The organism is Streptomyces pristinaespiralis, from assembly GCF_001278075.1.
Lineage (GTDB): Bacteria > Actinomycetota > Actinomycetes > Streptomycetales > Streptomycetaceae > Streptomyces > Streptomyces pristinaespiralis.
Window position 1 is genome coordinate 5,425,014 of the sequence record NZ_CP011340.1, and the last position, 13,709, is coordinate 5,438,722.

Genomic DNA, 13,709 nt, shown 5'->3' on the forward strand with positions numbered 1-13,709 from the left:
GGGTGGCAGCGAGCCGTGTCGCGCCCCCGGCACGGGGCGACCGTACCCGCCGGACGCCGGACTCCGCGCACACGGCCCGGCCCGCTGCCGGAGCGTCGGCCACCTGCGGCCTGCCGTGTGCCGGTCGCCGCACGCCGTCCGCCGCTCGATGGAGGCGGGGATCGGCGTCCGTCGTGCCAGACTTCTGTGATGGAGATCAGGACGGCACAGAAGGACGACTTCGAGGGGTACTTGGGACTCGCGGCCCAGGTGGAGGACTGGTTCGGTCCGATGGTCGACGACCCGGGCTTCCACCAGGCGGTGACCGAGCACATCGTCCGGTCGACCGCGCTCGTCGCGGCGGAGGGTCCTGAGGGATCCGAACTGCTCGGCGGTCTCCTGTTCGGCCCGAGCCACCCGGCGCACCACGTCCACTGGCTCGTGGTCTCGGCACAGGCCCGGGGCCGGGGCGTCGGCAAGGCGCTGATGGCGGAGGCGATGAGCCGCTTCGTACGGAGCGGCCCGGCCACGGTCGAGGTCGTCACCTTCGGCCCCGACCACCCGGGAGCCGTCACCAGCGGCGCCCGCGTCTTCTACGAACGCCTGGGATTCACCCCGGCCGAGGCCACGGAACCGGGGCCGGAGGGCGGCTCTCGGCAGATCTACCGGTTGACGGTCGCCTGACCTGTGACGCCGGGTCCGGGCGGCGCGTCTGGCCCGGACCGGGACCACCGGCCAGAGCGCGATCATCGCGTGCGTGGACACGTCGCACTCCATGTACATGGAGGGGCCGGGCGGGGTTACACGGGAGGCGTGGGCCACGGCGTGCGCGTTGGCGCTGCTGGACCAGGCCCGCCACGCGGGGCGGGACTTCGTCGGCATCCTGTTCTCCTCCGCCGACAAGATCCAGGTCTTCCGCTTCCCGGCCGACGATCCGCCGACATCCACGGGGTCCTCGACTTCGCGGAGACCTTCCTCGGCGGTGGCACCAGCTGTCAGAGGCCGCTGACGGTGGCGAGCGACCTCTTCGCGGACGCGTTCGACGACGCCGCCCCGCAAGCGCGGTGACATCGTGATGATCACCGACGACGAGTGCGGCGTCACCGAGGAATGGATGCGCGGCTGGAACGACGCCAAGCACCGGTTGGGCTTCCGGGTCTTCGGCATGGCCATCGGCGCCGCAGGCGCCGCCGAAGCGGGCTCGGTCCTGGAGGTGCTGTGCGACTACCTCCGCTCCATCGAGGACCTGACGGAGGTCCACGCGGCGGCGGACCTCTTCCGAGTGATCTGACCGGTGCTGCGACGTCCAGGCAGGCGCCGACCGCCGGCCGCCTCCGCGAGGCGCGGACCGCACATGTTGCGGACGGACGGCTCGACGGCTCGATGCGCAGTGCCCGACGAGCCGGTCCGACCGGCGGCCACTGCCGCCCAGGCCTCTTCTGGACGCTCGGTTCCAGGCGTATCGCCCTGTGAAGGTCGTGCACAGCCGCAGCCGCAGCGGCGGGGCCGGAAAGGAAGTGCCAGCCACCGTTCCGGTCCCACCGCTGAGGGTGTCCGTGGTGCGGCGCACCGAACCATGCCGGTGTCCGCCCACCTGACGGACCTCAGCCGGCCAGGATGCTCGAGAAGAAGCCCAGTCCAGGGTCTTCCGGAGTGCCGACGAGCAGCGCGCGGTCCAACAGGATGTTGTTGTGCTCGCAGCTCGTCTCCGGGAGCATCACGCAGGCGTGGCAGGCCGCGAGGTTGGTGCCCCCTGTGCCGGATGCCTCGGACTCGACACAGAGAGGGTCGGAGGAACACCATGCGGCGCGCCGCACCGCCGAGCGGACGGTCGCGGCCAGGCGGTCCGGCTCGCCCTGGGCGACGAGCCCACCGAGACTGCCCGCGGAGTCGCTGGTCGCCGTGTAGACAAGGATCCCTGCCATGTCGTCGTCGGTGTAAAGGCGCTCACGAAGGGCTGCGGCCGGATAACCGGCGTCGAGGCTCCACTCGTTGATGAGCACGTGGGACAGGGTGTGGAGCAGCACCATGCGGGGCGTGGCCGGGGAGGGGAGGACCTGGCCAGGGTCGGAGGCGCGCTGTTCCATGACCCTCTGATGCGCGGCGCGTATCCGTTCGACCCGCGCCGCCACGGCGGTCGCGTGCGACCACGCGCCGAGGCGGTCGTCGTCCAGGCGGAGGAAGACGCCTTCGCCACGGACCTCCATGGCGGGAAGCCAGGACAGTGCCGACGAGGAGAGCGTGGCCTCGTTGACCTCGGTCGTCGAGTCGGGATCGGCGAGCCGGGTGAACGCCTTGAGAGCGCGGACCTCGCGGAGCTTCTTCACGAGCATGGGACCGGTGACCCCGAGCGGGTGCAAGGGTGTCGGGTCGCCGAGCGGAGACTCGCAGATGAACTGCTCGCCGCGGGAGCGCTCGCGTTCGTCGTTACCGGCCCGGAGCCGCTCGTACTCCTTGTGGCGCAAGGCGCGGTAACGGTGGTCGAAGGTGGGGGCCTCGTCTCCTGCGGGGTCCTCCTCGCGTTCGGCGTCCAGGAGAGCCATCACCTCGTCGACGGGGACCGGGCTCTCGCCCTTGAAAGCGAACTTGAGGCACATCTCGACCTCGGCGCGGCCGTTGAGCTTGCGGAGTTCGTCCCAGTGCTCGGCGAGTGGATCGGCGCGGCCGTCGCTCCACGGTGGGATGGAGAGCGCCGACTTCAGCACCGGTTGCCACACGGCGGAGGAACCGCGTTGAAGAGTGCGGGAAGTCAGACCGCACGACTGGGCCGGGACGGACGCACCGAGCCACGGCCGCGTGCCGCGGCAGCGAAGGCCGAGATCCTTCAGCGCACTCTTCCTGAAGGATCCCTCCATCGAGACCGCAGGTACCCCGCAGCTGCAGGAGACGATGATCGAGCGGAGGGAGGAGCTGCGTCCGGAGGAGTGGAGCTTGAGGATTCCCCCGCATCGGCCCGCGGTGGTCGAGCTCGCACCGGCCGCGCGGTGCACCCAGTGCCAGTAAGGGAACTCGTCGAGGTGCCCTGCCTCGCATGCGATGACGAACCGGGAGGGGACCAGGTCGGCCTCGCACGTGCCGCAGACACTCCTGCCGGAAGGCGGGTTGAAGTCGCGGTGCCGACGCAGCTCACTGCATTCGGGGCAGGAGTGCATCATCGGAAAACGGCGGACCCGGACCCCGTCCTTGCTGGTGTCGTCGGAGGCAGGAGGGAGTCGGAAGTGCTGGACGCCGAGGAGACGAGCGAGCCGCCGCTCGTGGATCCGGGGGGATTCGTCGTCGGTCCAGTGTGTGTCGGCCCCGTCCAGACCGGAGACGACGAAGGATTCGTGGTCGACGGCGATCAGTGACCCGACGCCGTACGTGGTGATCATCTGGGAGCGGCGGACCGCGCCCCGGCGGAGCAGGTTGTGGGCGGGAGCCTGGCCGGTCGTGCCGGTGCGGCGACGACGAGCGGGGGGCGGGGTCATCGGGATGCCTCCATGAACAGGGCGGACTCGGCGTCGACGTCGCGCAGGCTCCACAGGGTGCGCCATGCTTCGGCGTCCTGCGACTCGTCGTCGTACGACTTCAGGAGCGACGGTGTGCGGTTGCCCCTCATCGGCTCGAAGAGCAGGCCGCCGTGCACGTCGGCCTCGGCGCACCACCAGTCGACGAACTCGTCGAATGCGCGTGCGACGGCGTCGGTCTCCTCCGGGACGACGCGGGCGACGCGATCGAGGAGGAGCTCCTTGATCTCCTGACGGAGTCGATGCTCGTAGGACTCGACCCGGCCGGCGGCGTCGTTGGGGCGGGCGTCCGGGATCAGGATGCGGACCAGGGCGACGATCACCGCGTGCAGGCCGCGCTCTCGGGCACGGGCGGAGAAGGGGGTGACGGAGGTGGACTCCACCTCGCGGTACAGGGCTGAGTGGAAGTGCAGGAAGTTCTCGTAGTGCGAGCGGTCGCGAGAGCGGGCCGCGTTGAGCATCACGGCCACCAGACCGGGATGGGCACGGCCTACACGACTGGTGGCCTGGATGTACTCGGCGGTGGTCTGAGGTTGTCCCATCACGGCCATCAGGCCGAGGCGGTCCACGTCGACACCGACCGCGATCATGTTGGTGGCGAGGAGCACGTCCACGGTGTCCTCGTGGGGCAGCTTCCGCTCGATGCCCTTCAGACGGGTCGGGATCTCGCTTGCGTCGATCCGGCTGGTCAACTCCGAGTAGTTGGCGACGGAGCGGACGCCGACGCCCTCGCGCTCGGCGAGCAGCTCCAGGTAGGCCACCACGTCGTCGTGGACCTGCAGCTCGGCGGCCGACAGGAGCCGAAGGCTGTTGAAGTAGCCGACGAGACTCCAGTACGCGTCGCGTACCTCGTCGTCGGTCCCCGCCTGCTGAGCCCGGTGCAACAGGGTGGCGTACGTGCGGATGAGCAGGGTGGACTGACTGGTCCCGGGGGCGAACAGGCCGACATAGCGGCGGCTCGCCTTCTCCTCACGCGAGGTCTCGACGGCGAACCACGAGTCGCGCGAGTCCAGGGCGGCGGGCGGGAACTGGCGCACCGAGCGGTCGAAGAGCCTGCTGCCCTGTTCGGCGGCCCGCCGGATGGTCGCGGTCGACGCGATCACCTTGGGGCGGCCGGCGAGTGCGTCCACCGCGGTCTCGTAAAGGCCGGTGAGCGTTCCCAGCGGACCGGAGATCAGGTGAAGTTCGTCCTGCACGATCAGCTCCGGCGGCGGAGTGCCGTCGGACGGGTCGTCGAGGTTGAAGAGGGCGGCGGTCGCCGGACGCCACGGCATCGAAGCGAACTTGTCGACGGTGGCGATCACCAGGGTCGGGCGGGCGGCGTACACCGCCTCGTCGATCAGATGGACGGGGAGACCGTCGGCGAAGTCGCAGTCCGAGCCGGGGCAACGGACGTACATCCGCTCGGCGTCCAGGTCGACCTCGTAGTCGCGGGCGTCGAGGCGGGTGCCGCACCAGGGACAGGTGTGCAACTGGACGGGGTTCTCGGTGGTGAGACGCTTGTCGAGGTCCGCACGGAGTTCGGTGAGCTTGCCGTCGGCCTTCTTCAAGGTGTTGGGGGTGGCCGAGCGGCCGACCCACATGCCGAGGGAGAACTCCTCGACGCCCAGTTCCGCAGGAGCGTCGCGGCGCATCCGCTCCATGGCACACAGCAGGATCGCGGCACGCTCGAACTGTTGGAGGGTGAGCAGGCGCAGTGTGTAGCGCATGAGCACGGTCACCCCGCCACCCGTCGCGCCCCGTCGGATCCGGCGCAGGAAGGCGGTGAGCGCGATCAGCCCGAGGTACGCCTCGGTCTTGCCACCACCGGTGGGGAACCACAGCAGGTCGGACACCTTGCGGTCAGGATGCTCGGGGTCATCGATACCGGCCAGGCAGAGCAGCACGAAGGCGATCTGGAAGGGCCGCCACCGGCCACCCACCGGGTCGGGGGTGCCGACCCGGCCGCCCTTGACCCAGGCGCTGCGCGCACGCTGATCGGCCATGGCCCGATTGGCGAGCCTGAAGGCCCGCATCAAGTCGGGCTTCTCCTGCAGAAGTTCGATACCTTCGCGGATCCGGCCGAGTGCCTCGCCACAGGCCTTCACCTGGTCGCGGGCGGGCTTCTCGTGGTTGCTGCCCGCCATGGCCGCCACCTCGGCCGCCTTGCGCTCGATCCAACGTTCGTAGCCCGTGGCGAGCGCGTTCAGAGCGGCCAGTATGTCGGCATCGGGGCCCTCTGCGAGGCCGATCATCGACAGGGCGGAACTATCGATCTCCGGGTTGGAGTCGGTGAGCAGCACCTCGACCGAGGGCACGAACTCGCTGCGTACTTCTGTGACCGCGGCCGGCACGGAGTCGGTCATGCCGATCGGTGGCGGCGCCCAGTCCCATTCGGCGGCGCAGCCGTGACCGACGGCGAAGGTCGGCGCATGCCGGTGGAGCAGTCGGCTGGTGGCGACCTCGGGATCGTGCGCCGCGGCCGGGGCGAGGCGCTCGACGAAGGCGCTGGAGCCGTCGGCGGCGCGGACCGTGAGCCCGCACTGGAAGAGTGAGAACGCGTCCTGAAGCTCCCGCTCGCCGATGCGGTGGGTATTGACCAGGGTGACCGTGACCGTCACCGTGCCGGTGACCGGGTCGGGGCGCCGGACATTCACGCGCAGCGCGACCCCGGAGGCGAGATCGACCTTCAGGTCGGGGTCCGGCCTGGTCACGTCGACCGGCACCGGCGGCAGCATGAGGTCCTTGCGGTGCCAGTGCTCCTGCTGGTCGGAGGTGGTGCGGGCTTCGGCTCGACGGGCCGGGACCGGCCTGCCGTCCATGTCGGTGGGCTCGTAGACGGCGGCCCGCGCTTCGATCACCAGTGTCCCGCTTATGGCCGGGTCGACCGCGAAGGTCAGGCCCATCGACGAGGGGCGTCGGGCCCCGGCGGCGCCGAGTTCCTGTGCGGTGCCCGACTCCTCGACGTCGTCACGGGTGCGTACGGGAGCGACGTCCAGGCCCTCGTGCTCGGCCTCGTCCTCACGGACCCGCTGCGCGGCGACGGGATCCGCCGACCGCGGGTAGAGGACGCCGGTCAGGTAACGGTCGATCGGCGCGTCCTGGGTGAGTACCTCGTCCCGGTCCTCCGGCGCGGCGTCGGGGACGGGGCCCAGCAGCTCGCGGCGCAACCCCGCCAGGAGTTCCTCGTCCCGGACCCGATAGTGCTCGGAGTGCCGGTCTGCCCCGTGCGTCATGCGCGCTGCTCCTCGTCGTTGTCGGCCTTGCGGAATCTGCCTATACCGGTGATGCGGGGCGCGATCCACACGCCCCGATCACCCAGTCCGGCGTTGGCACCGGCGGCGATACTGCCCGTGACCGTCTCCAGGGTGTCCACCCGCAGCCCGTGGATCTCGTCGGGCCACCAGGGGTCCCAGGTCCGGCTCACCTTCTGTACCTGGAACAGGTCCGTACGGAACCGCTCCGACATCTCGCCGATCTCCCGCCCTTCGTGCATGAGCACGTACGGCGGACTCTGTTGTTCACCGAGCGGCAGGTCGTGACGCTTGTGCAGGACGACCTCGTCGCCGGGGCGGACCCGGTCGAGGAGATAGGCCTGGACGGCCATGGCGTCCGTGTCATGGCCGGGCGGATCGGCCGAGCACACGTCGCCCGCTTCACCGACGATCCCGTAACGCCTGTACGAGCGTTGCAGAGTGGTGAGATAGCGGCGTCCGTTCTTCCGGCTGCCCGCCCTCTTGATGATCGGCAGGTCCGGGCACGTCGCGTGGTACAGGTCCTGCCGGGCTCGGGTCATCGCCACGTACAGGGCACGGGCCTCGGCCGGCAGGTCCAGATCGTCCTTGTACTGCTTGCGCAGTTCGCCCACGGTGGGCGGTGTCAGGACGATCACCCGGTCGAACTCCAGGCCCTTCGCCCTGTGCACGGTGGACACCACGACGCGGGCCGTCTCCGGATCGGCCAGCTCGTCCGGGAACCGGCCGTCGGCGACCAGCCGCCGGAGCCGATCCAGGTCGACGGCACCACGGCCGGGTCCTCGCGCGGCCCGCCGGAGCACGGACCACAGGGCGCCGGGCTCCGGCTCGTGCGGCAGTGGGACGGCGGCGAGCAGCGACCGGAATCGTTCCTCGGCAAGAGTGGCGGCCTCCGTCCGGCGCAACAGCTCGGCCACCCAGTACGGGACCGGGCGCTCCTCCAGCGGCCGACGCAGGCGGTGCTCGATGCCGTGCTCGTGCAGCAGTTGGGAGACGGCCAGGGCCTGACGGTTGTCACGGGTGAGGATCGCGCATGTGTCGGAAGAAGCACGCAGCCCGTCCAGGACGAACGGCTCGGTCAGGGCGCCCATGCCGTTGACCGGTTCGAGGAGCAGGTCACGCAGCTCTTCGTAGAGCGACGACGCATCGTCGGCGTCGGTGACCTGTTGGAGACGCGGGCCGTGGAGGAGCGCGACCCGGGCCTCCGGCGTGGTGGCACGGAAGTTCTCCGAGAGGCGCAGCTCCACGAGGTCCTCGCAGAACGAGGCACGGAGCCAGTCGAAGAACTGGTTCGTCTCGTCGGCGCGTTCGGCCGGATCATCGATCTGAAAGCCGTACACGAACTGGGCGGCATCGCCGACCACGGTGAAACCGCAGCTCTCCTGGTAGCGGTCGAGGAGTGTCTCCACCAGGCGGCGCCGGTCACCCACCAGGTCCTGCACCTCGTCGATCACCACATGAGCGGGAGGGACGGCGTCGCCGGCCTCCAGGGCGCCCTTCGCGACCGCGTCCTCGGCGGCCCGGATGCGATCGTCGAAGCCGGTCGTTGCCCAGTCGTGGTCCGGGTACGCCTGGACCAGCACCCCGTAGGCCCACGCGTCGAAGGTCTGTGCCCGGACCCGGCGGGCTCGCTCCCCGTGCCGTGCGATCCGCTCGCGCAACTCGCGGGCCGCGGCCCGCGAGTAGGTCAGCACCAGGATCTCGGCGGCCTCGAGTGCCTCCTCGGGATCCTCGTGCCCGCACAGCGCGTCGAGCCGGCGTACCAGGGTGTGCGTCTTGCCCGCTCCCGCCCCGGCGGTGACCAGGACGCGGGCGCCCCAGGGCTGCTCCACGACGGCCCGCTGCTCGTCGGTGAGCGGAGGGCTGTCCAGGTAGGCATCGGTCACTTCCGGCTCCAGAGGTGCTCGAACTGGGTGAAGGCGAGCTGGGTGTCGAAGTTCTCGATGTTGTCGCTGACGTTGAGGATCAGGCAGGTGTCCTCGCCGCCGTTACGCGGACCGCGCAGGCCACGACCGATCATCTGCTGGTAGACGTTGGTGCTGTACACGGGCCGGGCCACCACCACGACGCGCGTGGCGGGGGCGTCGAAACCCTGCGTGAGGACGCCGTAGTTGGTGAGGACGCGGATCCTGCCTGCACGGAAGTCCTCGATCCGTCGACGCCGGTCCGTAGGGCTGGTCGTCGCGTCCACGGCGGCGGCTCGGACACCGCGGTCGTTGAGCCGAGCCGCGAGGTACTTGGCGTGGTCCACGGAGGTGGCGAAGAGCAGGGTCGGCCAGTCCTGCGGAAGAGAGGCCACCTCGTCGACGATGCGGCGGCTGCGCGCGTGGTCGTCGGCGAGCCGCTGCTCGGCGGCTCGGGACAGCATCGCCATCCGGTCGGCCTGCACCTTTTCGTCGCGGGTCAGTTCGATCCGACCGCCTTCCAGGGTGCGGTGCTCCACCTGGGCGAGCATTCCCCACTGCTGAAGATCACGGTAGGGGTCACCGGACGGGAAGACGCCTTCGTCGAGCCGTCGGTTGCCGAAGCGGTTGACCAGACGCCTGGTCTCCTCCTCGTTGGTGTTGCGGAAGGGGGTGGCGGTCAGACCGAGAAGATGGCGTCCGGTCGCGTACTGGGTGAGTCCCAAGTGCCCCAGGATCTCGGTGTACCGCTTGGAGACGGCGGTGTGTGCCTCGTCCACGATCACCAGTGCGGCCTGTCGCAACCACGCGTACGCATCGGTGTCCAGGCAGCGCTCCAACTTGGCGTCCGTAGCGACGACCAGGTGCGGGTGGTCGATGACGTCCCCCACTTCGTTGCTCCCCCAGAGCCGACTGATGGTGAGCGGTCGCTCCGCCCCCACCTTGCTCCACACGAACTTCCAGCTCTGCACCGCCTGTTCGCACAGCTCCTCGGTCTGCGCGATCCACAGCAGAGGACCGGTCAGATCCCCCACCTGCTTGACCCAGCGGATCACGGCTTCGGCGGTGACCCGAGTCTTGCCGGCGCCGGTGGGCAGGGACAGCATTCCGCGCTGCGGGGCCAACCGGTCGAGCAGGGCGGTGATGTTCCGGACCAGGTCCTCCTGGTAGTCGTGGAGCCGGGGGAAGTCCCGTGGGCCGTCCACCGTCTCGTACGCCGGCGGTGACGGGGTTCGGGAACCGGCGAACGACACCGGCAGCTTCAGGTCCGACACGAAGGCGACGGCGGCCGACGAACCGCCGTAGGCGACCGGCGCGTTGGGAAACCTGGCCTGGATGTCCCGGGCGTGCTGCTGGAGCACCCCGTCGCCGTGCGCGTTGAACGCCATCTGAGCTATCCGGTGCCCGGACGGCTCCGCGCCGCCGGTCTCCTGCAGTTCGGCTTCCATGAGCCCTTCGGGCAGCCCGGAGCGCAGGGCATCCGCGCCGATCAGCAGCTCGATCTTGGTCACCACGTCCTCGGCTTCGCGAACGGCTTTCAGCGCCGCCTGGGTCGCGCTGTCCCGTTCCATGCGTTGCTGGTGCTCGAGAACGGTTCGACAGCCCCCCGCACCGAGCCCGAGTCCGAGCTCGCGGTCGATGAGCCGCAGCATCGGCTCACGGCCCAACGGGACGCGCACCTTCACGGTGGTCCCGTGGCGCACGGCGTCCAGCGCCGAGGCCCGGGTGCCGTTCGGTGTACGGACGACCGCCTCCAGTTCGGTACAGTGCTGGACCATGGCGTTCCGATTGGCACCGGTGAGCCTTTGGCGAAGTGACGGGTACAGCTCCACCAGCGGAACCGGGCCGCCTTCCGGCTCTTCCCGCGTCTCCTTCGTGATCACGTCGGTGTAGCGGAGCATGCCCCACTTCTCCGCCATCAGTTCGGCGTCCTCGGGGGTCGTCACAAGGAGTGCCGGGATTCGCTCGGCGCGCAGCGCCCGGTACTCGACGGGGCCGACGGCGAGTGCGATCTCCCCGTCGGGGCGGGTGCCCCACTCGTCCCCGATCCGGCAACGGGTCAGAGAGTCTTCCGGGAAGTCTGCACCGAAGCGGGTCAGCATCACGTAGGTCGCCCCGACGAAGGTGTCGTCCTCGCTGTGGGCGACCTCGCTGAGCAGGGTGTCCCAGCGGTCGCTCGGGACGTCGTCCACGGTGGTCGGCAGGCCGAGTTTGCGGGCCTTCTCCTCGGAGAGGCCCACAGCCACCGGCAGTACGTCCCGGTACGCGACGAGCTGCGGACCGACCGCCTCCTTCAGCGGCTTGATGCCCTGGGATGTCTCGACCGTGCCGTACCTGCGCAGCAGCCAGCGGATCGGCGAGACAACGGACTGGCGGGTGTTGACCCGGGTGCCGTAGTGGCGGGTCCAGTGATCGACCACCGCGCTGTCCGGCAGAGCCTGGAGGAAGGCCGCGCGTGACTCGTCGGAGAGCGCGCGGAACAGATGGAGCGGTCCGCCGATCGGCGATCCCTCGGCCTTCATGGTTTTCAGTCCGGGGCGGGGAGCGTGAGTGTCCAACTTGCGCAGGTATGCGGCGTGGAGCGCCTCGCGGTACTCCTCGAACCACACCTCCCCCTCCGCCGGTCGCAGCCCCGTCACCGGCCGCTCGCGCAGGCCGACCTCGGCGAAGAAGGTCGTGTCGTCGGAGTGGAAGGCCATGTCGACGGCGACGGATCCGTCCCGATCGCCACTCACCACCCGTCCGGGCAGCATGCAGTCCTTGATGGGACGCCACCGGCCGTCGGCGGTCCGGACCCGCAGGGTTTCGCGGGCGGTCGGTACCCGCTCCAGCAGCCGGTGGGACAGCCGCCCCTGTCCGGCTTGCCGGAAAAGTTCCCAGAATCGCTGCCACTCGGCCTCGCCGTAGCCGTCGAAGCCCCGGTCGAGGACGCTGACGAAGCGACCCTCGACGTCGGCCTCACGGATACCGAGCAGGTTCAACGCGTGCATGAGGGAGGGGTCCTCGGCGAGCGCGTCGACCACGTAGACCAGGGACTCGCGCAGACCACCGTGCTCGGTGCGACGGAACACCTGCCCGGGCACCGGTGCCACCAGGCCGTGCTCCTCGGTGAGCACGATGCGGGCCGCGCGCGCCTCTTCGGCGTACGGGGAACGCACCTCGATCATGTCCGCGAGGATGCGAATCGCTGCCGCAGAGGCCTCGGCGGTACCGCATGCGACGAGGGCCTCCAGCCACTCGCGCACGTCCGCTCGCTCGGTCCTGGCCGCCTCGCGGATGTGCTCGACCTTTCCGGAGCGCAGGGAGTCCTCCTCGACGCTCGGATGCAACCAGTCGGCGGGCCGTCCGGGGCACTCGTGCCACATCCGAAGCCAATTGGAGAGGCGCTTGAGGTCCTTGTCGAGACGGGGGTGGATCCTGAGCTCGGAGGGGACCCGCAGGACCCCGTCCTGGTCGGGGAGGGAAGGGCTGACGGCGGCTCGGGCCCAGATCTCACGGGTCAGGAAGTCGTCCGCCCAGCTGATCGACTCCTTCGCTCGACCGGGGAGCAGGCGGAGGTAGGCGGCCGGATCCTCACTCGGGGCGAGGTGGCGGAGGGAGTCGACCACCAGCGCAGCCGACACCTTGATCATTTCCTGATTGAAGGGGGAGGAGTCGAGCAGGTTCTGGCGGTCCTCGTTCGTCTTCCACGCGCCGTTGAGCATGCCGCTCAGGGACATCTCGTACTTGGTGGGGAAGAAGGACCAGAAGCGACCTCGGCCGCGTATACGCGGGCTGCCGTAAAGGCCACTCTTCGGGTCCCTTTCCAGTACCGGAACGGCCCAGGAGACATCGAGCGTGACGCGGTCGTGCAATTCGCCGGCGTCCGCGCGGGCCGTCTGCCCCGGCTCGTGGGTGACGGTGAAGACCCTCCACTCCTCCGAGGACGCCGCCTTCCCCGTCCGGACCTCCCACACGGTGCGGACGTCGCCGACCTGTCGTGTCGTCAGCGTGCGACGGGCCATCGGGCGCGGTCGGCGGTCCTCGAGAACCACCTCGGCGACATGGGGGGAGAAGAGCTGGAACCCGGGCGGGAACTCTTCACGGTCCGAGGAGCCGCCCCCGTGCATGTCCTTCCCCAACCGTCCGTCCGCCCCCTTGAGCAGGGGCAACCTCACGACGGTCGTCGCCCAGCCCAGCAACTCGTCGAGGATCGGGTCCGCCGCGCGCTCCGCCGCGTCGTCCAGCGGACGGGCCGTCCGCAGCACCGGTGCGTCGAAGGTCGGGCCGTATCGGTCTGTCACTCCGGGCACGGCCTTGATCTGCTCGTACGACCAGGCCCGGTCGAACCCGAAGCTGCCGGTTCGGCTGAAGAATTCCGGCGCGTCGGTCACGACGAGAACCGATTTCACCCCGACGCCGAATCGTCCGATCTGTCCACCGCGCTTCTTGGACATGCTCATTCGAAGAATTGTCTCCGCGCCTTCCGGAGTCACCGGGTTTCCCTCGTTGGCGCAGTAGAGGTTGGCGTCGGTGAGGACGACCTGAATTTTCCCGCCGGGATGGTCGGCAATTTCGTCGGCCGCGTTCTGGACGAGTTCGAAAAGCTGTCGGTCGCCGTATCCGCCCTGGGTGATGCGGCGCTCACCGTTGGCGTGTTCGGCGACGAGGCCGGGGTCCACCGCGTAGGTCTGCAGGACACGGGAGGACTGGTCGAGGACGGTACTTATTACCGGGGAGACGGACTGAGACATGGCGCGGACTCCTGTGAACGAAGGCGAGCTGGAAGGTGGAACACGGCGAGGCTCCCTCCCTGCCGGGCCAGCCGTCGGAACGGCCGGCCCGGCAGGGAGGGGTGTGGTGCGGTCGCGACGGGCGAATTGCCGTCGCAAAGCGCCGAGGCGTGCTCGAGCCGTGGGGGGAAGGACTGGAGCGGGGTCGTTCGTCACCGCGCGGGTCGGTGTGACGGCGCGACGAGTCGGTTCACGGACAAGGCGGCGGGCTGTCGTGGTCCTCGGGTTCCTCGACGTGGGGGCCGTCGCCCTGCGAGGTGGCGGTAGGCGCCACCTGCCGGGTCAGGAAGTCCGCGCTCAACTCGCGCATCGACT

5 protein-coding genes and 1 pseudogene are annotated in these 13,709 nt (G+C 69.8%); 2 read left to right on the forward strand and 4 right to left on the reverse strand.

Going from position 1 to position 13,709, the window contains the following annotated elements; all coding sequences use genetic code 11:
• Positions 1–189 precede the first annotated feature (189 nt).
• Both SPRI_RS23130 and SPRI_RS23135 read left to right on the forward strand, forming a co-directional pair.
• Positions 190–663 carry a GNAT family N-acetyltransferase gene (locus tag SPRI_RS23130; RefSeq protein ID WP_037776755.1) on the forward strand — a complete coding sequence of 158 codons (474 nt, stop codon included), beginning with the start codon at positions 190–192 and terminating at the stop codon, positions 661–663.
• Between the two features lie 46 nt (positions 664–709).
• Positions 710–1,270, forward strand: a pseudogene (locus SPRI_RS23135) (VWA domain-containing protein); the annotation flags it as partial.
• A 313-nt stretch (positions 1,271–1,583) separates the two neighbouring features.
• Here the strand turns inward: SPRI_RS23135 and drmB are convergent.
• From drmB to SPRI_RS23155, 4 genes are read right to left on the reverse strand one after another with little or no spacing between them, the layout of a single operon-like run.
• Positions 1,584–3,446: a DUF1998 domain-containing protein gene (drmB, locus tag SPRI_RS23140; RefSeq protein WP_005317063.1), complete on the reverse strand. Its 1,863-nt coding sequence runs from the start codon at positions 3,444–3,446 to the stop codon at positions 1,584–1,586.
• Positions 3,443–6,700: a helicase-related protein gene (locus SPRI_RS23145; protein WP_005317066.1), complete on the reverse strand. Its 3,258-nt coding sequence runs from the start codon at positions 6,698–6,700 to the stop codon at positions 3,443–3,445. Before SPRI_RS23145 ends, drmB begins: the two co-directional genes overlap by 4 nt.
• Positions 6,697–8,604, reverse strand: a complete 1,908-nt coding sequence (locus SPRI_RS23150) for a UvrD-helicase domain-containing protein (protein WP_182327662.1) — start codon at positions 8,602–8,604, stop codon at positions 6,697–6,699. Before SPRI_RS23150 ends, SPRI_RS23145 begins: the two co-directional genes overlap by 4 nt.
• Complete coding sequence (locus SPRI_RS23155) at positions 8,601–13,355, reverse strand: sacsin N-terminal ATP-binding-like domain-containing protein (protein ID WP_005317071.1); 4,755 nt, start codon at positions 13,353–13,355, stop codon at positions 8,601–8,603. The genes SPRI_RS23150 and SPRI_RS23155 overlap by 4 nt, the downstream gene beginning before the upstream one ends.
• Positions 13,356–13,709 lie beyond the last annotated feature (354 nt).